The sequence below is a fragment of the Mameliella sp. CS4 genome (assembly GCF_019392335.1).
Lineage (GTDB): Bacteria > Pseudomonadota > Alphaproteobacteria > Rhodobacterales > Rhodobacteraceae > Antarctobacter.
This window is the reverse complement of the sequence record NZ_JAHXRQ010000003.1, coordinates 132,489-155,074: the sequence shown is the minus strand read 5'-3', so window position 1 is coordinate 155,074 and position 22,586 is coordinate 132,489. Positions and strand designations below refer to the sequence as shown.

Annotated in this window: 21 protein-coding genes, 1 tRNA gene and 1 pseudogene; 5 read left to right on the top strand and 18 right to left on the bottom strand. The window is 65.6% G+C overall.

The annotated features are described in order from the left end of the window. From KZZ07_RS06250 to KZZ07_RS06240, 3 genes are read left to right on the top strand one after another with little or no spacing between them, the layout of a single operon-like run. Positions 1-792: a cysteine hydrolase family protein gene (locus tag KZZ07_RS06250; RefSeq protein WP_219512939.1), complete on the top strand. Its 792-nt coding sequence runs from the start codon at positions 1-3 to the stop codon at positions 790-792. After that, the gene (gene hpxZ / locus KZZ07_RS06245) at positions 789-1,178 is read left to right on the top strand and encodes an oxalurate catabolism protein HpxZ (RefSeq protein WP_219512937.1); all 390 of its coding nucleotides are present in this window, start codon (positions 789-791) and stop codon (positions 1,176-1,178) included. The genes KZZ07_RS06250 and hpxZ overlap by 4 nt, the downstream gene beginning before the upstream one ends. Then, on the top strand, positions 1,178-2,317 hold the full coding sequence (locus KZZ07_RS06240; RefSeq protein WP_219512936.1) for an amidase: 1,140 nt from the start codon (positions 1,178-1,180) through the stop codon (positions 2,315-2,317). The genes hpxZ and KZZ07_RS06240 overlap by 1 nt, the downstream gene beginning before the upstream one ends. Before the next feature lie 514 nt (positions 2,318-2,831). Here the strand turns inward: KZZ07_RS06240 and KZZ07_RS28050 are convergent. The 12 genes and pseudogenes from KZZ07_RS28050 to iscR all read right to left on the bottom strand — a co-directional run. After that, positions 2,832-3,173, bottom strand: a pseudogene (locus KZZ07_RS28050) (DDE-type integrase/transposase/recombinase); the annotation flags it as partial. A 498-nt stretch (positions 3,174-3,671) separates the two neighbouring features. Further along, positions 3,672-3,748: transfer RNA gene (locus KZZ07_RS06230), tRNA-Arg, on the bottom strand. Positions 3,749-3,808: 60 nt separating this feature from the next. Continuing rightward, positions 3,809-4,819 (bottom strand): methyltransferase, encoded by a 1,011-nt coding sequence (locus tag KZZ07_RS06225; RefSeq protein ID WP_219512935.1) that lies wholly within the window; start codon positions 4,817-4,819, stop codon positions 3,809-3,811. A 114-nt stretch (positions 4,820-4,933) separates the two neighbouring features. Continuing rightward, entirely contained in the window at positions 4,934-6,154 is a 1,221-nt protein-coding gene (locus tag KZZ07_RS06220; protein WP_219512934.1) for a cysteine desulfurase, read from the bottom strand. Further along, on the bottom strand, positions 6,147-6,731 hold the full coding sequence (locus KZZ07_RS06215; protein ID WP_219512933.1) for a YIP1 family protein: 585 nt from the start codon (positions 6,729-6,731) through the stop codon (positions 6,147-6,149). Before KZZ07_RS06215 ends, KZZ07_RS06220 begins: the two co-directional genes overlap by 8 nt. After that, positions 6,728-7,228, bottom strand: a complete 501-nt coding sequence (locus tag KZZ07_RS06210) for a YIP1 family protein (protein WP_219512932.1) — start codon at positions 7,226-7,228, stop codon at positions 6,728-6,730. The genes KZZ07_RS06215 and KZZ07_RS06210 overlap by 4 nt, the downstream gene beginning before the upstream one ends. Before the next feature lie 3 nt (positions 7,229-7,231). Then, positions 7,232-8,509: a Fe-S cluster assembly protein SufD gene (gene sufD, locus KZZ07_RS06205; protein WP_219512931.1), complete on the bottom strand. Its 1,278-nt coding sequence runs from the start codon at positions 8,507-8,509 to the stop codon at positions 7,232-7,234. Continuing rightward, positions 8,509-9,264 carry a Fe-S cluster assembly ATPase SufC gene (gene sufC, locus KZZ07_RS06200; protein WP_219512930.1) on the bottom strand — a complete coding sequence of 252 codons (756 nt, stop codon included), beginning with the start codon at positions 9,262-9,264 and terminating at the stop codon, positions 8,509-8,511. The genes sufD and sufC overlap by 1 nt, the downstream gene beginning before the upstream one ends. A gap of 140 nt (positions 9,265-9,404) precedes the next feature. After that, the gene (locus KZZ07_RS06195; RefSeq protein ID WP_219512929.1) at positions 9,405-9,617 is read right to left on the bottom strand and encodes a hypothetical protein; all 213 of its coding nucleotides are present in this window, start codon (positions 9,615-9,617) and stop codon (positions 9,405-9,407) included. Next, the gene (gene sufB / locus KZZ07_RS06190; protein WP_219512927.1) at positions 9,614-11,146 is read right to left on the bottom strand and encodes a Fe-S cluster assembly protein SufB; all 1,533 of its coding nucleotides are present in this window, start codon (positions 11,144-11,146) and stop codon (positions 9,614-9,616) included. The genes KZZ07_RS06195 and sufB overlap by 4 nt, the downstream gene beginning before the upstream one ends. A 15-nt stretch (positions 11,147-11,161) precedes the next feature. Continuing rightward, the gene (locus KZZ07_RS06185) at positions 11,162-12,211 is read right to left on the bottom strand and encodes a cysteine desulfurase family protein (protein WP_219512926.1); all 1,050 of its coding nucleotides are present in this window, start codon (positions 12,209-12,211) and stop codon (positions 11,162-11,164) included. Between the two features lie 108 nt (positions 12,212-12,319). Next, positions 12,320-12,787 carry a Fe-S cluster assembly transcriptional regulator IscR gene (iscR, locus tag KZZ07_RS06180; protein WP_219512925.1) on the bottom strand — a complete coding sequence of 156 codons (468 nt, stop codon included), beginning with the start codon at positions 12,785-12,787 and terminating at the stop codon, positions 12,320-12,322. 185 nt (positions 12,788-12,972) lie between these two features. Between iscR and KZZ07_RS06175 the strand changes: the two genes are divergently transcribed. Beyond that, positions 12,973-13,626 (top strand): alpha/beta hydrolase, encoded by a 654-nt coding sequence (locus KZZ07_RS06175; RefSeq protein ID WP_219512924.1) that lies wholly within the window; start codon positions 12,973-12,975, stop codon positions 13,624-13,626. Between the two features lie 12 nt (positions 13,627-13,638). Then, entirely contained in the window at positions 13,639-13,920 is a 282-nt protein-coding gene (locus KZZ07_RS06170) for a hypothetical protein (protein WP_219512923.1), read from the top strand. Between the two features lie 175 nt (positions 13,921-14,095). Here KZZ07_RS06170 and KZZ07_RS06165 read toward each other — a convergent pair whose 3' ends face one another. From KZZ07_RS06165 to KZZ07_RS06140, 6 genes are all read right to left on the bottom strand, one after another. Continuing rightward, complete coding sequence (locus tag KZZ07_RS06165; RefSeq protein ID WP_255564185.1) at positions 14,096-14,512, bottom strand: DUF1801 domain-containing protein; 417 nt, start codon at positions 14,510-14,512, stop codon at positions 14,096-14,098. Between the two features lie 16 nt (positions 14,513-14,528). After that, positions 14,529-15,923: a dihydrolipoyl dehydrogenase gene (gene lpdA, locus KZZ07_RS06160; protein ID WP_219512921.1), complete on the bottom strand. Its 1,395-nt coding sequence runs from the start codon at positions 15,921-15,923 to the stop codon at positions 14,529-14,531. A gap of 77 nt (positions 15,924-16,000) precedes the next feature. Next, positions 16,001-16,582: a DUF924 family protein gene (locus tag KZZ07_RS06155; RefSeq protein ID WP_219512920.1), complete on the bottom strand. Its 582-nt coding sequence runs from the start codon at positions 16,580-16,582 to the stop codon at positions 16,001-16,003. Positions 16,583-16,681: 99 nt separating this feature from the next. Continuing rightward, entirely contained in the window at positions 16,682-17,941 is a 1,260-nt protein-coding gene (locus KZZ07_RS06150; protein WP_219513097.1) for an MFS transporter, read from the bottom strand. Between the two features lie 268 nt (positions 17,942-18,209). Beyond that, positions 18,210-19,265: a tRNA preQ1(34) S-adenosylmethionine ribosyltransferase-isomerase QueA gene (gene queA, locus KZZ07_RS06145; protein WP_219512918.1), complete on the bottom strand. Its 1,056-nt coding sequence runs from the start codon at positions 19,263-19,265 to the stop codon at positions 18,210-18,212. 17 nt (positions 19,266-19,282) lie between these two features. After that, entirely contained in the window at positions 19,283-22,555 is a 3,273-nt protein-coding gene (locus KZZ07_RS06140) for a YhdP family protein (RefSeq protein WP_219512917.1), read from the bottom strand. Between the last annotated feature and the right edge of the window lie 31 nt (positions 22,556-22,586).

Sequence of the window (22,586 nt, the reverse complement as noted above, 5' to 3'; positions counted from 1 at the left end):
ATGACGGACCTTTCTACTGATACCCCCCTGCCCCTCGGGGCCACGCCACGCAACGCATGGCATGTCAGCAAGTCCAGCGTCGACATGACCCGGACCCCGCCGCCGGTGCGTCCCGTCACCCTGCGCGACCGCGACCGCACCGTCACCATCGACCTGTCGCGCACGGCGATCATCGTGATCGACATGCAGAACGACTTTTGCCACGGGGACGGCTGGCTTGCCCACAAGGGCGTCGACGTGGCCCCGGCCCGGGCGCAGATCGCGCCGTTGCAGGCCCTGTTGCCGGACCTCAGGGCACAGGACGTTCCGGTCATCTGGCTGAACTGGGGCAACCGGCCCGACCGCATGAACCTGCCGCCCTCGGTGTTGCACGTCTACGATCCCGATGGCCGGTCGACCGGCATCGGCAAGCCGCTGCCCTCGAACGGGTCGCATGTGCTGGAGGAAGGCAGCTGGGCCGCCGCCGTGGTCGACGAACTGGCGCCGGAACCGGGCGACATCGCCGTGTCGAAATACCGGATGTCCGGGTTCCAGGACACCGAGCTGGACAGCATCCTGCGCAACCTCAACATCACCACCGTGCTTTTCGCCGGCGTCAACGCCGATCAATGCGTTCTGTGCACGCTGCAGGATGCCAACTTCCTCGGCTACGACGTCATCATGCTCGAAGACTGCTCGGGCACGACCTCACCCGCCTATTGCATGGATGCGACGCTGTACAACGTGCGCCAGTGTTTCGGCTTTGTCGGTGACAGCAAGGACATCCTCAAGGCCATCGGAGACGGCGCATGACCGTGACGTTGAACCAGCCCGAGGCGCTGGCAGAGCTGACAGCCGCCTGCGATACCTATGAAAAGGCCCTGATGGACAATGACCTGGAGGTGTTGGACGGGCTGTTCTGGGACAATCCCAACACGCTGCGCTACGGCGTCGGCGAAAACCTCTACGGGATCGAAGAAATCCGCGCCTTTCGCAAGGGCCGCACCGGCGGCTCACCCCAGCGAGAGGTCGTCCGGCGCGAGATCACGACACTGGGTCCGGATGTGGGTATCTGCAACCTGCAGTTCCAGCGCGTCGGCTCGACCCGCGTCGGGCGCCAGAGCCAGACCTGGGTCCGCACAGAGGAGGGCTGGCGCGTGATCGCGGCCCATGTCTCTCTGATGCAGGACGGATCGTGATGCAGTTCAGCGCCGCACCCTTCGTCTCGCTCTTTGATCCGCCGCTCTCTGCGGGCAAGGGTCCTCTGACGGGCCTGCGCCTTGCGGTGAAGGACAATTTCGACGTCACCGGGCATGTCACCGGCTGCGGCAACCCCGAATGGGCGGCAACCCACCCCGCCGCCGAGACAACCGCCCCCCTTGTCGCGCGACTGTTGGACCTTGGGGCCGAGGCCATCGGCAAGACCCAGATGGACGAACTGGCCTATTCGCTGATGGGGCAGAACGCGCGCTACGGCACGCCGGTGAACCCGGTCACGCCGGACAGGATGCCCGGCGGGTCCTCGTCCGGCTCTGCCGTTGCGGTGGCGTCGGGCGCGGTGGACATCGGGCTGGGCACGGACACCGGCGGCTCTGTCCGCCTGCCCTCGGCCTTTTGTGGCGTCTACGGCTGGCGACCCACGCACGGCCTTTTGCCGGCAGAGGGCCTCGTGCCGCTGGCCCAGAGTTACGACGTGCCGGGCTTTATGACCCGCGACGCCGAAACGCTCTCGCTCCTGGCGGAGCAGTTCGCTCCGGCAGCCGCCCCCCTGGACGGCGCGTTCCTGTACCCCGAGGACCTCTGGCGTCTTGCAGAGACGGACACCGCCGAGGCGCTGCTGCCCCCCGGTCAGGCCCCCGGACCCACGCTTTTTGACGATGAGCTGCGCGGTCTGCTCCTGCCGACCTTTCGGATCTGCCAGGGGGCGGAGGTGGCTGCCAATTTCCGCGACTGGATCGCCGAGGCCGCCCCGGCCTTCGGTCCCGGCATCCGGCAAAGGTTCGAAGGCGCTCTCGCCCTGACGGGCGAAGAGATCGCACAGGCCCGCAAGGACCGCGCCCGGATCACGGGTCACCTGATCGCCATCCTTGGCGAGCGGGACGTGATCGTCCTGGCCACGGCGCCGGGCCCGGCGCCCCTTCTGTCCGTCGATGGCGCGGAAATGGAAGACTACCGCAACCGCGCGCTGACGCTGCTGTCGCTGGCAGGGCATGCCGGTTTGCCGCAGGTCAGCCTGCCGATGCGCACCCGCGCCGGGCTGCCTGTCGGTCTGTCCCTTGTTGGTCCGCGCGGCAGCGACCGGGCACTGATCGCGCTGGCAGGCCAGATGCAGCGCTGAAACCGCCCCCCCGCCAAAGGTTGGGTCCCGGCCATCGGGACAGCCGCCCCGACCAGGGGTGACCCATGCTTGTCTGGTGATGCACTGGATGCTTGCGCCGACCTCGTCCATCTCGAAGACGTTTCTCCCGTGCTCAGGGAAATCTGCAAGACACGCATGCGCTGTAGTTGCAGGCGCGTCCAAGTGTTGTCGAAGCGGGAAGGAGGGATGATCAACATCAAGAAGACCCGCAGGGATTACAACGAGTTGGGCCCGCAGCACAGGAACATGCATCCGAATTGCAGGGCGAAGGCGGCGATGCGGGACGACCACCAGGAAGCTATCGGCTCGAACGTTGTTTGGGTCTTGGGCAAGAAATTCGCTCGCCACGGCACTTGCCCCATTGGCGCACAATGGCTCGCCCTGACGGTTCTGGATACCCGTTCCCGACCGTGCCCGGGTTCCGATCCCCGGCGTCGTGCAAACGCTGCAGAATGTCTGCGGGCGGGGGCGGCTATCCGAACTCTATACGGGTCGACAACAGCAGGGCATTTATCTCCCGCGCCCGGGCGATGTTGTCGAGTTCACGGGCAACCCGCTGACCGGATAACGCCGTGTCGACCACGCAGGCCAGGCATTCCCGGCTGAAGTCATCGATGACGCAGAGCACACGGAACCGACGCCCGCCCGACAGACTGTCTGAGACGAAGTCCAGGGATCACCGCTGGTTCGGCCCTTGCGGGATGGAGATAGGTGCGCGCGGTCAGCCCCTCTTCGCGGTAGATGCGGTACGGCTCTTCCAGTTCACTTGCAGGTCCTCTCGCCCCAGCAAGCGGTGCAGCTGGCGATACCCGTCAGTTCGGTGGTGGTGATCGAGCCGGGCGGGATCGCTTCCGAATGGAGCGGGATTGCGTCTAAGGAGGCCGCAGGCCGGGCCCTTTTGCTGGGTTGATGACAGCATTTGCGAAGGCGCAAGAGGCGCTCGGCAAGCTGCCGGGGCCAAAGATGATCACCGATCTGCTGATGCGCACGCTGGAATCGCGAAACCGAAAACCGCGCTATGTTGGTAGGCGGATGGCAATGCCAATCCTGTTCCTGCGCCGCCGGCTGTCCGACCGGATGTTTGACCAGGTGGCGATGGCCTCGTTCAGACAGGGGGCGGGCATCGCCGGAGCGCATTGTGACACTGGCAAACGAGCAGTGACCCAGAACTATGAAGGCGCGCGGCTTCGATCTTGGCGTCTCGTGAACGACCCGATGAGGCGGCGTACTGTGTCAACGCGATGCGACACTCCGCCTGCTTGCGCCACTATTGAACGGAAGCACCGACCTTCTACAGGTCCGTCCCTCTCGGCAATTGATTTGTCCATTGAAATGGCGCACCCGAAAGGATTCGAACCTTTGGCCTCTGCCTTCGGAGGGCAGCGCTCTATCCAGCTGAGCTACGGGTGCTTCGCGGCTGTCTATAACCGCTCGCCCGCACCGCCGCAATGGGGTGCGGGCGCAAAAGCGTCAGGGCTTCTTGCCCTGCGCCAGCATGGTCATCTCGGGGATCATCGCGCCAACGCTCACGTCCTGGAAACCCGCCGCTGCCAGCGCCCCTTCCAGCCAGCCGGCGTCCAGCGACCGGGCCTCGGGCGTGAAGGCCGTGTGCTGCAGCTGCCAGAGCGCCGCGAGGCCCGGGCCGGTGCGGTCCTCGTTGACGATAAAGTCATGGACCAGAACCACCCCGCCGGGGTTCAGCACCTTGAAGGCCTGGGCGATCAGCCCGGCGTGGGTTTCTCCCGGGACACCGGAAAAGAGGTAGGACATCAGCACCACGTCCTGTCCTTCGGGCCAGGGCGTTTCCAGCGCGTTGCCTTCGAGATAGGTGATCCGGTCGGAAAGCCCCGCCTTCTCGACGTATTCCCGTCCCAGCTTGGCGACATTGGGGAATTCCAGCACCGTGGCCGTCAGCTCGGGATTCTTCTTGCACAGGGTGATGTCGAAGGCCGCGGTGCCACCGCCCACGTCCAGCATCTTTTTCTTGCCGCCCAGGTCCAGCGACCGGGCCAGTTGCCGCGCCGGACCCAGCGAACCGGCGTGCTGGCTTTCGGAATAGAGCCGCGCCTCGGCCGGATCGGAAAACCAGTCGGCGTAAGAGGCCGTGGCATCCTCGTCCATCTCGCCCGAGAGCGCGCCTTCAAGCTGTTCCATGAGCGGGTACATCTGCTTGCCCACCTGCAGGCGCAGGTAGTCGGAGAAATCGTATTTCGCCCCATGCACCAGGAAAGCCTCGGCCGCGGGCGCATTGGAAAACCGCGCCTCCTCGACCGCGACCAACCCCATGCCCGCCAGCGCCGTGAGCAGCGTCATCGCGCGATCCTCGTGCATCTCGGCGGCGGCGGCCATCTCTCTGGCCGTCATGGCGCCCTTGGCAAGATGGGTGAAGACATCGAGCTCGAGCGCGGCGAAAAGCGCCTTCGAGCCCATGAATCCAAATGCGATCTGCGAAATCTCGTCGGCTTCGGTCAATAGGGGCATGCGGGTCTCCGAGGTTGTTGCGTCCCGCGCAACCTGCCAAGACCCGGCCCGGAATTGAACCGCCTGCCGCGAAAATAACCCGTTCCGCTGCGGCACTGCCCGTTTTGACGGCGTTCAGCCGAACAAATCGTGCGCCAGTTCCAGCGCGTCGACCAGCGCGTCGATCTCAGCTTCGGTGTTGTAAAGCCCCATCGAGGCGCGGCACGTGGCCGTCACCCCCAGGTGATCCATCAACGGCCCGGCACAGTGATGGCCCGCGCGCACCGCCACACCCTTCTTGTCGAGGATGGTGGAAATGTCATGCGCATGCCCTGCCCCCTCCATCGTGAAGGAGAAGATCGCCGCCTTGTCCGGCGTCGTGCCCTGCACGCTGAGCCAGTTCAGTCCGCCCAGTTTCGACACGGCGTAATCCCGCAGCCTGGCCTCATGCGCAGCGATGTTCTCCATCCCGAGATCCATCATGTAGTCCAGAGCCACGCCCAGGCCGATCTGCTGAACGATCCCGGGTGTGCCGGCCTCGAATTTCATCGGCGGGTCGTTCCAGGTCACCTCGTCCTTGTGGACCTCGCGGATCATGTCGCCGCCGCCCATGAAGGGGCGCATCTCGTCCATGCGGGCACGCTTGATCCAGATCGCGCCCGAGGCGGAGGGACCGTACAGCTTGTGCCCGGTGATGGCGTAGAAATCGCAGCCCAGATCCTCGACATTCACCGGCATGTGCACCGCCGCCTGAGAGCCGTCGACCAGCACCGGCACGCCCTTGGCGCGCGCGCCCTCGCAGATCGCCTTGACGTCCACCACCGTGCCCAGCACGTTCGACAGGTGGGTGACGGCGACCAGCTTTGTCCGGGGCCCGATGGCGTCGACCACCTTTTGTGGATCGAGGTAGCCGGTGCTGTCCACATCCACCCACTTGATCTTGACGCCCTGCCGCTCGCGCAGGAAATGCCAAGGCACGATATTGGCATGGTGTTCCATCACCGACAGGACGATCTCGTCCCCCGCGTCCATCTGCGGCATGGCCCAGCCATAGGCGACAAGGTTGATCCCCATGGTCGTGCCGGTGGTATAGACGACCTCCTCGGGGTCTTTCGCACCAAGAAAGCGCGCCACGGTCTCGCGCACGCCCTCGTATTTCTCGGTCGCCAGGTTGGACAGGTAATGCAGGCCCCGGTGAACGTTGGCGTATTCCTCGGCATAGCCGCGCGTCACCGCGTCGATCACCACCTGCGGTTTCTGCGCCGAGGCGCCGTTGTCCAGGTAGACCAGCGGCTTGCCGTTCACCTCGCGCGCGAGGATCGGAAAATCGGCGCGGATCGCCTCGATATCATACATTGTCCAACATCCCTTCCGGTGTGACCCCGGCCAGGGTCAGTATCAGCGAGACCGCAAAGGCCATCGCCAGCATGCCCAATACCAAGACGGCCAGAGCACGCAAGAGGCTGCGCAGTTCATGCGCCTCGTCCAGAAAATTCACGGCGATCCAGACGCCAAGCGCGGTCGCCGCCATTGTGACCAGCCCGGCCAGCGCCAGAGAGACCGGCACCACCAGCAGCGTGGCTGCCTGAACCAGTACCCGCAAACCCTGCATCCAGATCATCACCAGCGCGATTTCCTCGACCCGCGCACGCCCGCCGAACAGCCGCCCCATCCAGGTCAGGGACAGGATCACCGCCGCCAGGGCCAGTCCCTGCATCACCAGGAAACTGACCGGCCCGCCGATGAATCCGGGCGCGCCGGTCGGGTCCAGCAGGGTCGACAGGCCATAGAGAAGCGCGTTCAGAACCACCACCAGAGCGAAGCCGGTCAACAGCGCCTCGCGGTTGGGGCGGATCGACAAGAGCAGCGCCGCAACCTCGCGCGGGTTCGTCACGCTTTGCAGCGCCAGTTTCAGGAACCCGTCCAAGGTCACGCCGGTTCCGCCCCGGCGTTCAGGCGCCGCGCCTCGCGCAACCCGCTGCTCCAGAACCACAGGAAGGCCGCGAACCACAGGATGCCGACCAGCGTCAAAGCGCCCCCCGGCCCGATGAACCCGGCCACCAACCCGTTGAGCAGCGCCAGCGGCGAGGCCGCCAGCAGCGCCCAGAACAACGCCAGCCGCGTGCCGTAGCCCTCGATCGGACGGCCTATGGCGCGCGCGACCAGCTGGCTCAGTCCCGCGATCAGGTAAAAGATCAGCGGCAGAAAGATCAGCGTCGCCAACAGGGCACCACCAAGCGCAGGTTGCAGTTCGGTGTCCTGCAGGTGCGCCTCGCGGGCGAGGCGCGGCCATTGCGCGACGAACATAACGCCGCAGGCCCCCATCAGGTAGGCCAGCGCACGCGGCTCATGCGCCCCGCGCGCCAGCTGCGCGCGCAGGACCTTGCCCGGCCCGCGATAGCTGGCAGCGATATCCGTCGTGACGCTCAAGGCTCAGTCGCGCCGGCGTGCCAGCCAGCCGGCAACCCGCTCGACCAGGTCTTCTTGCAGGCTCTCGTCTTCGACCTCCTGCACCGCTTCGGCGATAAAGGCGATGGTCAGCAGGTCCTCGGCGGTCCCACGCGGCACGCCGCGCGCCCGCAGGTAGAACAAACCGTCCTCGTCGATGGCCCCGCTGGTGGACCCATGCGAACAGGCCACGTCATCAGCGTAGATTTCCAGCTCGGGCTTGGCGAGGAACTGGCTGTCCCCATCCAGCAGCAGCGACTGGCTGATCTGGTAGCCGTCGGTCTTTTGTGCGTCCGGTTTCACCAGGATCTTGCCCTGGAAGACACCTGTCGCACCGTTGCGCAGCACCTTCTTGAAGACCTGGCGGCTTTCGCAGTTCACCGCGTCATGGGTCACAAAGACCGTGTCGTCATGGTGGAAATCGCCGTCGCCCATGCAGGCGCCCGCGACATGGGCCACCGCATCGTCGCCGGTGAATTCGACCACCACCTCGTTGCGGGTCATGGCGCCATTCACAGTGAGCGTGAAGCTCTTGAAAACGCTTTCCTTCTCCAGCCGCGCAAAGATATGCGTGGCGGCGCGGCGTTCATGGTCGCGGCCCTGCGCACGGATGTGGTGCAGGCAGGCGCCCTCGGCCACGTCGACCTCCATGCACTTGTTGAAGCGCGCGGCGGCGGGTCCGTTTTCAAGGATCGTCGCCTCGGCACCCGGATCGACCTTGACCACGTGATGCAGGATCGCATCGGACCTGTCCGACACATGACGGTAGATCAGGCTGATCGGCTTGGACGGTTTGCCGGTCACGTGGATCAGCAAGCCGTCGCTGGCGAAGGCGGTGTTCAGCGCCGCCAGCGGCCGCGCCACGGGGCTCTGCGCCCGCGCCTCAAGAACGCCATACAAGTCCTTGGCCCAATGGATGTCTTTCGCCTCGGCCAAGCGGTCGATGGTCACACCTTCAAGGCTCAGGTCATCCGACTCCTCGGGCGAGAAGACACCATCGACAAACACCAGCTTGAGCCGGTCGCGGCTGTCAAACAGTGGCGCCTCACCGCTGTCCATCGTCGCCGCAGCCGGTGCTTCGGCGGCCACCAGCGTGTCGGGCCGGGTAAACTTCCAGTACTCGTCGCGCGCATTGGGCAGGCCCATCGCCCGCACCCGCGCCAGCGCATCGCGCCGCGCCGGATCGGCCCAGCCGCCTTCGGGCAGGCTCAGCGCCGTGATCCGCGCCTCGGTTGCGTCCTGTTTCGCCTGCGGCAATGCCATTACGCCACCTCCTCGAGGATGTCGGCATAGCCGTTCTGTTCGACCTCAAGTGCCAGCTCGGGACCGCCGGTCTTGATGATCCGGCCATTGGCCATGATGTGCACCACGTCCGGCTTGATGTGGTCCAGAAGCCGCTGGTAGTGAGTGATGACCAGGAAACCCCGGCCCTCGTCGCGCAGCGCGTTCACACCGTCGGCCACCAGCTTCATGGCGTCCACGTCCAGGCCCGAGTCGGTCTCGTCCAGGATGCACATCTTGGGTTCCAGCATGGCCATCTGCAGGATCTCATTGCGCTTCTTCTCACCGCCCGAGAAGCCGACGTTCACGGGGCGCTTGAGCATCTCGGCGTCGATTTTCAGGTCCTTGGCCCTGGCGCGGATCACCTTGAGGAACTCGGCGGAAGACATTTCCTCCTCGCCGCGCGCCTTGCGCTGTGCGTTCACGGCTGTGCGCAGGAAGGTCATGTTGCCCACGCCCGGGATCTCGACCGGGTACTGGAACGCCAGGAAGAGGCCGGCGGCGGCGCGGTCCTCGACCTCCATGTCCAGCAGGTCCTCCCCCAAGAGGGTGGCAGAGCCGTCGGTGACCTCATAGCCGTCGCGGCCCGACAGGACATAGGACAGGGTCGACTTGCCCGAGCCGTTCGGCCCCATGATCGCATGCACCTTGCCTGCCTCGACGGTCAGGTCGACACCCTTGAGGATCTGCTTGTCTTCTTCTTCAAGTTTGACGTGCAGGTTCTTGATTTCCAGCATTTTCTTCCCTTTCCCTCGGCACGGCACCCGGGCAATCCTTCAGCTGATCGCCGCTGCGGTGCCAGAGGCCGAAACCATCAGCATCTTATTGAAAACTTTATCATTCGGGCTGAGGCCCGAAAACGTCATTCCCTCGGGTGTCACCACAGCCACCAGCCGCAAGAGCGCGGCAGGAACACAGGCGCAAAACAGTCCCGGATCTCTTGCGCGCGCACCACGTCCAGACCGGGCAAGAGCGGCGGATCAAAGCGCGGCCCGGCGGCCAGCGCCGGTTCCTGCCAGCCGACACCGCTGACCAGCATCATGATGCCAGCCAGCAGCAGAACGGCTTTGCCCGCACCGCGCAGGCTCACCCCACCGACCCTTCAAGCGAGATCGCCACGAGTTGCTGAGCTTCCATGGCAAACTCCATCGGCAGCGCCTGCAGCACGTCGCGGCAGAACCCGTTGACCACCAGGGCCACGGCCTCTTCCTCGTCCATGCCACGCTGGCGGCAATAGAACAGCTGGTCGTCGTCCACTTTCGACGTCGTCGCCTCGTGCTCCACCCGGCTCGAGTTGTTCTTGACCTCGATATAGGGGACCGTATGCGCCCCGCATTTATCCCCGATCAGCAGAGAGTCGCACTGGGTGTAGTTGCGCGAATTCTTTGCCTTGGGGTGCATGGACACCAGCCCGCGATAGGTGTTCTGCGCCACGCCCGCGCTGATCCCCTTGGAGACGATGCGCGACCGCGTATCCTTGCCCAGGTGGATCATCTTGGTGCCGGTATCGGCCTGCTGGTGGTTGTTGGTGATGGCAATCGAATAAAACTCGCCCTGGCTTTCATTGCCACGCAGGATGCAGGAGGGGTATTTCCAGGTCACGGCAGAGCCGGTTTCGACCTGCGTCCACATCACCTTGGCCCGGTCGCCGCGGCAATCGGCGCGCTTGGTGACGAAGTTGTAGATGCCGCCCTTGCCTTCTTCGTTGCCGGGATACCAGTTCTGCACCGTGGAATATTTCACCTCGGCATCTTCCTCGACGATGATCTCGACCACCGCCGCGTGCAGCTGCGCGGTGTCGCGCTGCGGCGCGGTGCAGCCTTCGAGGTAGCTGACATAGCTGCCCTTGTCGGCGATGATCAGTGTACGCTCGAACTGGCCGGTGTTTTCCGCGTTGATACGGAAGTAGGTCGACAGCTCCATCGGGCAGCGCACGCCCGGCGGCACGTAGACGAAGGACCCGTCAGAGAACACGGCCGAGTTCAGCGTCGCGTAGAAATTGTCCGAGACCGGCACAACCGAGCCCAGGTATTTCTTGACCAGTTCGGGATGCTCGCGGATCGCCTCGGAGATCGAGCAGAAGATGACGCCCGCCTTCTTCAGCTCCGCCTGAAAGGTCGTGCCCACCGACACGGAGTCGAACACCGCATCCACGGCGACCTTGCGGTCGCTGTTGCGTGCATCCGCCGGCATGGCCTCGGCGCCCTCGACCCCCGCCAGGATCATCTGTTCCTTCAGCGGAATACCCAGTTTCTCGTAGGTTTCCAGCAGCTTGGGATCGACCTCGTCCAGCGACTTGGGCTTTTCCATCATCGACTTGGGACGGGCGTAGTAATATTGGTTCTGAAAGTCGATTTCAGGGTACTCGACCATGGCCCAGTCCGGCTCTTTCTTCTGCAGCCAGCGTTCATAGGCCTGCAGGCGCCAGTCGGTCATCCACTGGGGTTCTTGATTCTTTTCCGAGATCAACCGCACAATGTCCGGCGTCAGCCCCTTGGGGGCGTATTCCATCTCGATGTCGGTTTCCCAGCCGTGCTTGTAGGTGCCGACGGATTTGACGGCATCAACCGTCTCCTGGTCGACGCCCTCTTTTACCGTCACGTCTTCAAAAGCCGCCATCGGGTTTCCTTCCTTTCACGCGGCCCGTGCCCGGTGCCGCTGGTACTTGTCGATCCATGCCGCGCAAAAACGCGCCACGTCTTCCTCGGTCGTCTGCACCCCAAGGCTCACCCTGATGGCGCCGCCCGAGGTCGCTTCGTCGTATCCCATCGCCTCCAGCACCCGGCTGCGGCGAACCTTGCCGCTGGAACAGGCCGAGCCGGCGCTGACCGCAAATCCCGCCAGGTCCATCTGCATCACCTGCGTCTCGCCTTTCCACCCGGGTGTGGCAAAGCAAGAGGTGTTCGGCAGTCGTGGCGAGTCTTTCCCGACAAAAATAGTTATGTCTGAGGCAGCCTCAAGAGATTCTTCTAGAATGTTTCTAAGATTTTCGACCCGCGCCCATGCCCCGGACGCCACGTCACGCTGCGCAGCCTCAGCCGCCGCACCGAATCCTGCGATGCCGATGACATTCTCGGTTCCGCTCCGCCTGCCCATCTCCTGCCCGCCGCCGCGCAGGATGGGCACGGGATCGTCGCGGGTGGAATTGATCAAGGCGCCCACCCCCTTGGGACCACCGATCTTGTGTCCGGACAGAATCATGTAGGAGGGTTTTCCGCCTTCCGGGTAAAGCACCGGCATCTTGCCCGCCATCTGGGTGATGTCGCAGACCACGGCCTGCCCGTCCCGGTTGGCCGCCGCCCTACGGTCGGGCTGCATGACACCGGTCTCGCTGTTGGCGGCAGAGACGGCCAGCAGCCCGGCATCCTCTGCCCCCTCGCTCCAGGCCAGCAGGCAGTCATGTTCCGTGGGCAGCGCCGCAAAGCGCCCGCCATGCCGATCCTTCTGGGCCACCGCCAGCGCCGCCGCCTCTGTGGCCGATCCGGTAAAGACCACCTGGCTGGCCATGCAGCCCACCAGCTCTGCCACCTGGGACCGCGCCGCCTCGACCAGACCCTTGGCCGCGCGCCCTTCCGCATGGACGGAGGACGGGTTCCCCACCACGTCCATCGCGCGCAACATGGCCGCGCGCGCCTCTGCCCGCAGTGGCGTCGTGGCGTTATGATCCAGGTAGACCCGGCTCACGTCCACGCCCCCTGTTTCTTTGGGCTGCAAATACTTCGGGGTTTGGGGCAGCGCCCCAACCGGCGGCGCCAGCCGCCTGATCCTGCGCGCCGCAGGCGCTCCGTTGGATCACGCCTTGTCATCATCCACCACGGAAAAGATCGTGGGCACCGCCGGACAGGGCGCCAAGGTGTTGTCCACAACGTCCGACAGCCGCGTCTGGTGCAGGAAGACATAGACATGCGCCGAAAGGCTCTGCCACAGCCGGTTGGTCAGCGACTGCGCCCGGCTGCCGGACAGCGCGCCCGAGGCGCCCGCGCCCTTGTGCATCGCGTCCACGGTCTCGTCCACGGCAGCCAGCACGTCGACCACGCGGATCTCGGTCGCCGGGCGCGACAGGCGATAGCCGCCGCCGGGGCCGCGCACCGACTCGACCAGGCCCGCCCGCCGCAACTTGACGAAAAGCTGCTCGAGATACGGCAACGAAACGTCCTGCCGACGCGAGATATCGCCCAGCGTCACCAGGTCCCCGGCGGGTTGAAGCGCGATATCCGCCAGCGCGACCATCGCATAGCGTCCCTTGGTGCTCAGTTTCACGGCGTTTGCGCCCCCACGTGCCGCGGCAATTGACCTTGACCGCCACATTGCCTATCTGCTTCGCAGCCCGGACCACGCCCGAACCGATTTAGAACACTTCTAAAGAAGCCGCGTGTTTTGGTCAAGAATTTCAGGCACGCCGCGGTCACGCGCCCGTCGCCACTGTGAAGGAGCTGTTCCGCCCCATGCCCGAGGTCATTTTTCCCGGACCCGAAGGCCGTCTCGAAGGCCGCTACCACCCGCAAAAGGACCGCGATGCGCCGATTGCCATCGTGTTGCATCCGCATCCGCAGTTCGGCGGGACCATGAACAACAAGGTTGTCTACAACCTGCATTACGCCTTCTACAACATGGGCTTCACCGTGCTGCGGTTCAATTTCCGCGGCGTCGGCCGGTCCCAGGGCGAATATGATCAGGGTGTGGGCGAACTCAGCGACGCCGCCTCGGCGCTCGACTACCTGCAGTCGATGAACCAGAACTCGAAACACTGCTGGGTCGCGGGGTTCTCCTTCGGCGCCTGGATCGGGATGCAACTCTTGATGCGGCGTCCCGAGATCACCGGCTTTGTCTCGGTCTCGCCACCCGCCAACATGTATGATTTCTCGTTCCTGGCGCCCTGCCCCTCTTCGGGCCTGATCATCAACGGCGCCGCCGACCGCGTCGCCCCGCCTGCCGACACCCGCGCGCTGGTGTCGAAACTGCACGAGCAGAAGGGCATCCAGATCACCCATGAAGAGGTCGAAGGCTCGGGGCACTTCTTCGAAGAGCCGCACATGGCAACGCTGATGGACAGCGTGTCGACCTATGTGAAGCGCCGCCTGACCGAGAACACCCGATAAAGGAAGGCCCCCATGTCCGTCGTCGACGACCTCGCAGACAAGCTTGCCCGCGACACGATCAAGGCGATGGACGCCCTTGGGGATGAGAACCTGCCGGAACAGGTGGCCAAGGTTCTGGGGGCGTCGTCCCCCTCCTCCGAAGAGATCTTTCGCGCCGCGGTCCGCATCCGCCTGGCCGAGCGGCGGGCGCGGAACTTTCTCAACGACCACGTCCAGCGCGCCCTTGAGGCGCGCAAACGCGGGGATGCCGCGCCCCCGGCGATGGCGCCCGGCGCGGACAACGAGAACCTGTAACGGCGGAAATCTCGTTATAGGCTAAATTTCAAAGTCTTGCGCTGACTTCCTCACCCTCCTGAGAGCCGGACTGTCGGACCGGGGCTCTGCCCCGGACCCCGGAGGTATTTTGAGCCCAAAGAAACACTGGGGGCGGCGCCCGGTCCCTGGCATTGGACCAGGGGCATGAGGTGTCTCACCCCGGCGTCATCTCCCAACGTTTGCCCAAGTCCGCCAGCCCGGCGCGGATCAGTTCCGCCAGCACGTCGTGGTCCACCTTCGACAGCGCACCGAGGTAAAGGCAGGACTTGCCCAGCTTGTGCGGCCCCAGGCGCGACAGGATCTCACTGAAATCCGCGTAGCCGGGCATGATATAGACCACCATGTTGGCCTTGCGCGGGGCAAAACCGGTGGCAAGGCTCTGCCCGGAATGCCCGCTGGCATAGGTATAGGCATATCGCCCGTAGCCCAGCATCGACGACCCCCAGAGCACCGGCTGCCAGCCCGTGACCTTGCGGAACAGCGCATCCAGAACGCGCGCGTCCGCGCGGCGGCGGGCCGGTTCGACAGCATCGAGAAAAGCCTCGACCGAGGCATCCGAGGGTTGTGTCATCTGGTCTGTCATCGCCTCAGAAGTGGATCGCCCGATCCCAGGCGTCGAGCACGGATTCGTGCATCATCTCGCTCAGGGTCGGATGCGGGAAGACCGTCTGCATCAGATCCGCCTCGGTCGTCTCCAACTGGCGGCCGACGACATAGCCCTGGATCAGTTCCGTCACCTCGGCCCCGACCATATGCGCCCCCAAGAGTTCGCCCGTCCGGGCGTCGAAGACCGTCTTGACCAGCCCCTCGGGTTCTCCCAGCGCGATGGCCTTGCCGTTGCCGATGAAGGGGAAGCGCCCGACCTTGATATCAAAGCCCTTCTCCTTGGCCTGCGCCTCGGTCAAGCCGACGCTGGCTACCTGCGGCTGGCAATAGGTACAGCCTGCGATACTGTCCGGGTCCACGGCGTGCGGCTGCTGCCCGGCGATCAGTTCGGCCACCATGACACCTTCATGGCTGGCCTTGTGGGCCAACCAGGGCGCGCCCGCCACGTCGCCGATGGCATAGAGCCCCTCAACCCCGGTGCGGCAGTGGGGATCGGTCACGACATGGCTCTTCTCGACCCTGACGTCCAAATCCTCCAGCCCCAACCCTTCTACATTTCCAACAATACCCACAGCCGAAATCACCGTATCCACGGTTAGTTTTGACTTATCCCCACTTTTATCCACATGCGCGACAACCGCCCCCTTGCCGCGGTCCAGCTTGTCGACCTTCGCCCCTTCGAGGAGGGTCATGCCCTGTTTCTCGAACTGTTTTTTGGCGAAAGCCGCGATCTCGGCATCCTCGACCGGCAGGATGCGGTCCATGACCTCGACCACTGTCACCTCGGCGCCAAGTGTCTGGTAGAAGCTGGCAAACTCGATGCCGATGGCCCCCGATCCGATGACCAGCAGTTTCTTCGGCATGTGCGGCGGGACCAGGGCGTGCTTGTAGGTCCAGACCTGTTTGCCGTCCGCCTCCAGCCCCGGCAGTTCGCGGGCCCGCGCGCCGGTGGCCAGCACCACGCTGCCCGCCTCCAGGATCTCTTTGCCCTTGTCGGTGGTGACATGCACCCGGCCCGGCCCGTCCAGACGCGCGGTGCCCATCAGGGTCGTGACCTTGTTCTTTTTCAGCAGGTGGCCGACGCCGGAGTTCAGCTGCTTGGCCACCCCGCGCGACCATTTGACCACCGCGTCCAGGTCATAGGACAGGCCCTCGGCCTTGAGGCCGAATTCCTGCGCGCGCTGCATCAGGTGGAACACCTCGGCGGACCGCAGCATGGCCTTGGTCGGGATACAGCCCCAGTTCAGACAGATGCCGCCCATGTGTTCGCGTTCGACCACGGCGACGCTCAGCCCCAGCTGCGCGCCGCGGATCGCCGCGACGTAGCCACCCGGGCCCGCGCCAATCACCACCATGTCAAAGCGTTTCGCGCCCATGCCGTTCCTCCCCTGCAGGCCTTCGCAGGGGAGGCTAGCCCGTCACCGGGACAAGGGCAATCGGCAGCAGGCGCCGATCAGGCCGCCACGTCCGCCTGGAACTCACGCAGAACGGCGCCATAACTGCCCTGCTCGAGAAAGCTCTGCTCGGGCGCGTTGGTCTTGCGCGACAGAACCTCGTTCCGATAGGGGAACCGACCGAACCGGCGGATCACCTCGCGGTGCACGCGGGCGTGCAGCAGGTTGCCTTCGGCCTCGGGCATGCGTTCCTTGAACAGGCGCACGCAGCGGTCCTGGTCACACAGGTTTTCCGAATGCATCAGCGGCATGTAGAAGAACTGCCGCGCCGGCGGGTCGATCTTGAGATCCCAGCCGCGATGGATCGCCTGTTTCGCTGCCGCACGGCCCACCTCGTCCGAGGCAAAGGCGCGCGCATCGTCGCGGAACATGTTCCGCGGAAACTGATCGGCCAAGAGGATGTAGGCCAGCGCCCCCGAAGGATAGGTCAGCCAGAGACCGTAACGGCCTTCCATCAATCCTTGCCAGGCGACACCGAACCGCTCGGTGATCACCGCATCCCGCGCGTCATCCTTTGCGTACCAGCCCTTCGGGCCGACCTCGTCCAGCCAGAAGGCCAGTATACTGTCGGGGGTGGTCATCTGTTTCTCCTCTGTCACCCTGTACTTATCCCGCCACGAAATAATATTGCGCGAGGAATCACCGGCACCCAAATCACGAATTCTGTCAGGTTCTGACAGTCAATGCGCATCGGCCTCGTCATCCTCTTGCTGGTCGATGAAATATTCCTGCGCCACCTCGACGGCGACCGGGGTCGACGAAGGCATGACCGGGGCATAGGCGCCGGTGTCCTCGACCGAGGGCGCCGCCCGTTGCGTCATCCGGTAGAGCGCGTAAAGCGAGACCAGCGCCAGCAGCACGAAGATCAGCAGGAAAAAGCCCTGCGGCCCGGCACGTTCCATGACCCAACCGATGATCAGTGGCCCGGCGATGGCGCCCAGCCCGTTGACGAACAGCAGCCCGGCAGAGGCGCTGGCCATGTCCTCGTGGCCGAGGAAGTCGTTGGTGTAGGCAATCAGCAGCGAATACAACGGGTTGGAGCAGCCACCGATGACAAAGGCCGCCGAGACCAGCACCGCGAAAGAGCCGCCCGACACCGTCGCCAGCACCGCCGCCCCGGCACCGCAGGCGGCCACCAGCATGATCAGCCAGCGGCGGTCGACCCGGTCGGACACCCAGCCCAGCGGGTATTGCAAGACCAATGCACCGACATAAAAAGACGCCACGAAGATCGAGATCTGGGTCAGTTTCAGCCCCACCTCGGTCGCATAGACCGCCGCCATGCCGAACTGTGCCGCAAAGACGCCGCCCAGCAGGAACATCCCCACCATGCCCAGCGGCGACACGCCGTAGAGCTCACGCAGGGTCATCGGCTTGGAGGACTCAAAGGCCGGCGTGGGTGAAATAGACAGCAGGATCGGCGCGAAAGAGATCGAAACCAGGACCGAAGGGATCACGAAGAGCAGGAAACCGCTCACGTCCGGAACCACCAGCAGCGCCTGGCTGACGATGATGCCCGCCATTTGCACAATCATGTAGGCCGAGAGGGTCTGGCCGCGCGTCTCGTTGTCGGCGGCGTTGTTCAGCCAGCTTTCGGCGGTGACGTAGACACCACAGAAACAAAAGCCCAGCACCAGACGCCCCAGCGTCCAGGCGATCGGGTCTTGCACCGCCGGGAAGAGGATCAGCACGGCCGAGACAAAGGACCCCAGCGCCGCAAAGACCCGCACATGCCCGACCCGCCGGATCATCCCCGGCACGGTGCGCGAGGCCAGCAGGAAACCCGCGAAATAGCCCGCCATGACAATCGACATGGTGCCGGCGGAAAACCCTGCCGCCGCGCCGCGCACACCCAGCAAGGACCCCTGCAGGCCGTTGCCGATCATCAAGAGCAGCATGCCCAGGAGCAGCGCCCAGGAATTTTTCAGCACATGGACCAATGGTTTGCCCTTTCTTTTCGGCACAGTGCAAAATCACGTGCCGCCGCCGGATGGCTGTTGGCGACGCCCTGCCCGATTCTGTGTCGCTGTGGAACCAAAAGCGTCACGCATTGGCGAATTGCTGCGACTTTTTTCGGCAGGGTCACGCCGTTCGTTTCCCCGCGCGGTCGCAAGATGGCGGATGTGAAACCGGGGGCGCTGCCCCCGTCTCCCTTCGGTTGACTCCCCCGGGCGTATTGGACAGAGAAGAAACCGCGGACGCGGCGCCTCAGCCCCGCGGCGGGATCAAAAGCGAGGCATCGCCGTAGGAGAAGAACCGGTATTCGGTCGCGACAGCATGGGCATAAATCGCCCGTATATGCTCGGGGCCCATCAGGGCCGAGACCAGCATCATCAGCGTCGACTTGGGCAGGTGAAAATTGGTCATCAGCGCGTCGGTCACGTTGAAGGTGAAGCCGGGGTAGATGAAGATATCCGTCACCCCCCGGAACGGCGCGATCTCTCCGCCCTGTGCCGCCGTCTCGATCAGGCGCAACGCGGTGGTGCCGACGGGAATGATGCGCCCGCCTGCGGCGCGGGTGGCGGCGATTTCGGCCGCGGCCTCTGCGCTGACCTCCCCCCATTCGCCGTGCATCTTGTGGCTGGTCACGTCCTCGACCTTGACCGGCAGGAAGGTGCCCGCGCCCACGTGCAGGGTGACATGGGTGAACTCCACCCCCATGTCCCGCAGCCGCGCCAGGAGCGCGTCATCGAAATGGAGCGAGGCGGTGGGCGCGGCCACGGCGCCCGAATGCCGAGCCCAGACCGTTTGGTAGTCGTCACGGTCCTGCGCGTCCGCGGGGCGTTTCGCGGCGATATAGGGCGGCAGCGGCATGGCACCGGCGGCGTTCAGCGCGGCGTCGAAATCATCGCCTTCGAGATTGAACCGCAAGAGGCCCTGCCCCTCTTCGCGCGCGTCAAGAGTGGCGCTCAAGGCATTGGAGAAAATGATTTCCTCGCCGTCGCGTACCTTTTTCAGCGGCTTGATCAGCGCCGCCCAGCCCCCCCCGGCGCGCGGCTCCAGCAGGGTCACCTCGATCTTCGCCTCGGTCTCTCCGGCGTCGGACGTGCGTCGCCGGACACCTTGCAGCCGCGCCGGGATCACCCGCGTGTCGTTCAGCACCAGCCGGTCGCCCGGGCGCAGCCAGTCCACCAGGTCGGTGACATGCGCGTCGGTGATGACATCACCCTCGGCCACCAGCAGCCGGGCAGAGGTGCGCGGACGCGCGGGCCGCGTGGCGATCAGCCCATCCGGCAGATCGAAATCGAAATCGCTGAGTTTCATGGGGCAACCCGTTGGAATCACTGTGACAGCTTGGGCGGAGGCCGACGGAAGATGTCACGGAACATGCCCGGGGTGAAGGCCGAAAGCGGGTTGACCCTGACGCGCGGATTCTCGACCGATCCGCGTAGGTTGAAATTGAAGCCGATCAACCCCTCGCCCCGGCGCGAGAAGATCTGGCCGATGCCGTTGATCAGGTAGATCGGCGACAGCACCCCCTGCATGTCCATGCGCCCGCTGGCCAGGTCGTAATAGCCGTCCAGCGAAATCCCCATCGACGGCCCCACCGCGCTCGACCGGCTGACGATCACCCGGCTGGGGGTCAGGCGGAACCGCGCCTCGACATCGGTAAAGAAGATCCCCGGCCCGTTGAGCTGGTCCAGCAGGCCGACCACGCTGACCGCATCCAGCAGCGCGGCGATGGCGGGGGCCTTCCGCAGGCGCGTGCCCTCGATCCGCATGAATCCGTCATAGCTGCCCGGCTGGCCCCGGACCGGCGCGATGTCCAGCTGGAAACTGCCGTCGCGCACGGTCTTGAGCAACCCGGCGGCGCGCAGCACGTCGCCCGCATCCTCTCCGGTGATGCGAAAGGCGGTGCCGCCCGCCTGCGGCACGGCCAGCCCCTTGACCGGTGTGCGCCCGCCCAGTTGCGCGTCAAAGCGCCCGTTCAGCCCGCGCGTGGTGTCGAAATCGGCGCGGAAATCCTCCAAGACGATGCTGTCGGTCAGGCGCAGGCTGTCCAGCGTCAGGATCAGCGGCGCGCCGCCCCCCGGCCTGCCGTCACCACCCCCGGTGCCCGAGCTTGAGGTGAAGGGCGCGCCCCGCATGTCCACGCTGCCAGAGCCGACCTCGATCGCGGGCAGCACTCCGGCGCCGCGCCCGCGCAGGCGCCCGGCGACGTCCAGCCAGTCGCCCACCGTCAACCGCGTCAGTTCCAGCCGGTCGAACCCGCCCTGCGCGGTCAGCAGGACACGGCCCTCGGCCTTCAGCCCCGCGCCTTGCAGTTCCAGCCGCTCGATCGTGGGCACCTTTCCCAGCAGGCCCGCGACGGCAAAGCGGCCTCCTTCGCCCGGCGCCATGTCCCAGCCCAGCTGCGGCAGCGACAGGCCCATGCCCACCAGATCGCTGGTCAGCGAGAAGCGCGCCGGGGCGCCGCGCGGCATGTCGATGCGCAGCTGGCCCTTGCCGCTGCCCCGCACCGTGCCCGGGGGCAGGCCGATCCCCAGCGCCGCGATGCTTTCGGGCGTCAATGTCACCTCGGCGTCGACCTCGCCCCCGGTGCCCGAGAAGGGCCGCGCCCAGCGGCCCGTGGCCGGAACGCCGTCGACGATCACCGCGCCTTCGAGGGCCACCGCCTTGTTGGTGACGCTCAGCGCCAGCCGGTCGGCGGTCAGCGGTTTGCCCGGGATGGCCGTCGGCGCATCCACGTCGCGCAGCATGCCTTGCAGGTTTAGCGCCACATCCGGCAGGGTCAGCCCCTTGACCAGCGGCAGCGCGATCCGACCCGAGACGCGCGCCCGTCCGCTGGCCATGTCGACGGTCCGGTCGGCCTTGTCGATCAGCCGCCAGGCCTCGTTGTTGAGATAGGACAGCGCGGCGGTGACGCTGCCCCGCGCCTGCAGGCGCACCTCGCCCACCGCGGGCTTGACCCGCAGGTCGCCGATGACGAACTCCGTCCCGCTGAGGTCGATGGGCCCGCGCCCGGCATCGGTTGTGCCCGCCTCCAGCCGCAGCCCAAGCCGTCCATCGTAGATCGTGATCCGCCCCGCCGCGCCGGTCAGGCCCGGCATTCGCGGGTTGAAGGTGGCCACGCCCTCGGAAAACGCGAAGTCGATATAGGTCTTGGGCTCATCCGCGCCCGGGTCCGCACGCAGGGCGAACTGCACGTCCTCGATCCGTCCGCTTTGCACGTTGTTTTCAACCCAGCGGCGGGTGCCCGGATGCAGATCCTCTGGCCAGAACCCCAGCACCTGCTCCGGTGTCGTCTGCTCGATCTGCGTGTCCAGCGCCAGCCGCCAGCCATCGACCTGGGCCGAGAGCTGCCCCGAAGCGCGCAGCGGATAGGTCGGATCGGTCAGGCGCAACTCGCCCAGCGTGACCTCGAAGGGATCGAGCCGCACCTTGAAAGTCGCCTCTGCCCCGGAAAGGTTGACGGACCGGTCCAGCAGCGCGCCCTTGGCCAGCGCCATGTCGCTCAGCGTGAACTGTCCGGTCAGCCCCTGCGGCCAACCGGTCTCGATCCCGTTCAGCCGGGCCGTCCCGGCGGCCGTCACCTTGCCCAGCGGAGACGCCAGGCGAATCCGCTGGAACCGCAGCAGCCCTTCGGCGGGCGTGTAGGTAAAGGCGGTTTCGGCACTCTCGAACGGCAGCGCGCGGGTGGCGGCGGTGGGCTGCAACGCGCCCTTGCCGATCTGCAGGGAGGCCTCCAGCGGTTTCAGCGTCCCGCTGTCGTCGAGGCCGGAGCGCAGCGCGCCCGAGATCGGCGCGTCCAATTCCTCGAGCCAGGCCAGCGCCGGGCTTTGCGTGGCGATATCGCGCGAGGCGAGACCGTGCAGGATGACGCCGAAATCCAGGCTTTGCTGGCCGATGGGGCTCTGCGCCTCGACCTCAACCGTGGCCACGCCGTCGCCCCCCGACAAAAGCGCGACATCGCCGGACAGCGTCAGCCGCCCATCCTCTCGGGCCAGCCGCAGCCGGCCGCCATCGGCGGTCCAGCCGCGCCGCGCGCGCTGGTCCTCGTAGCGCAGGGTCAGCGCATCCGCCTCGAAGGATTTCAGCCCCGCCAGCCGGGGATCGCCCAGGACCGTGTCGATGCGGGCGATGATCTGGCCGATGTCGGGCATCTCGGAACTGGCGGCAAAGGCATCGCCCAGCGACAGCCCCAGACGCCCGTCCGCAGCGCGCCGCAGGGTGACAAAGGCGCCCGAGACCTGCGCCTCGCGCAGGTCGACCTGGCCATTGAGCAGCGCGGCGGGCGACAGGCCTGCCTCGATGTCCGACAGTTGGGCCACCGTCTCGCCGTTGAGGTTGCGGATTTCCACATCCCAGAGGATCACCCGCGCCAGGCCGCTGCGCTGGACCAGCAGGCTCATGCGGCCGAAATCGACCTGGATTCCCGGCAGGCTTTCGGCGATGCGCGTCTCGATCCGTTCGCGGACCCATTCGGGCGCGTCCACCGGACGGCCAACCATGGCGTAGCCCGCCACCCCCAGCGCCGCCAGCAGCGCCACCAGGACGTAGAGAAGCCGCCGCCCGCGTCTGCGGCGGCGGGGCGACGTGGATTTTTCCTGCATTCCGGCCTGTCTGCTCACTGGAAGCCCGCGC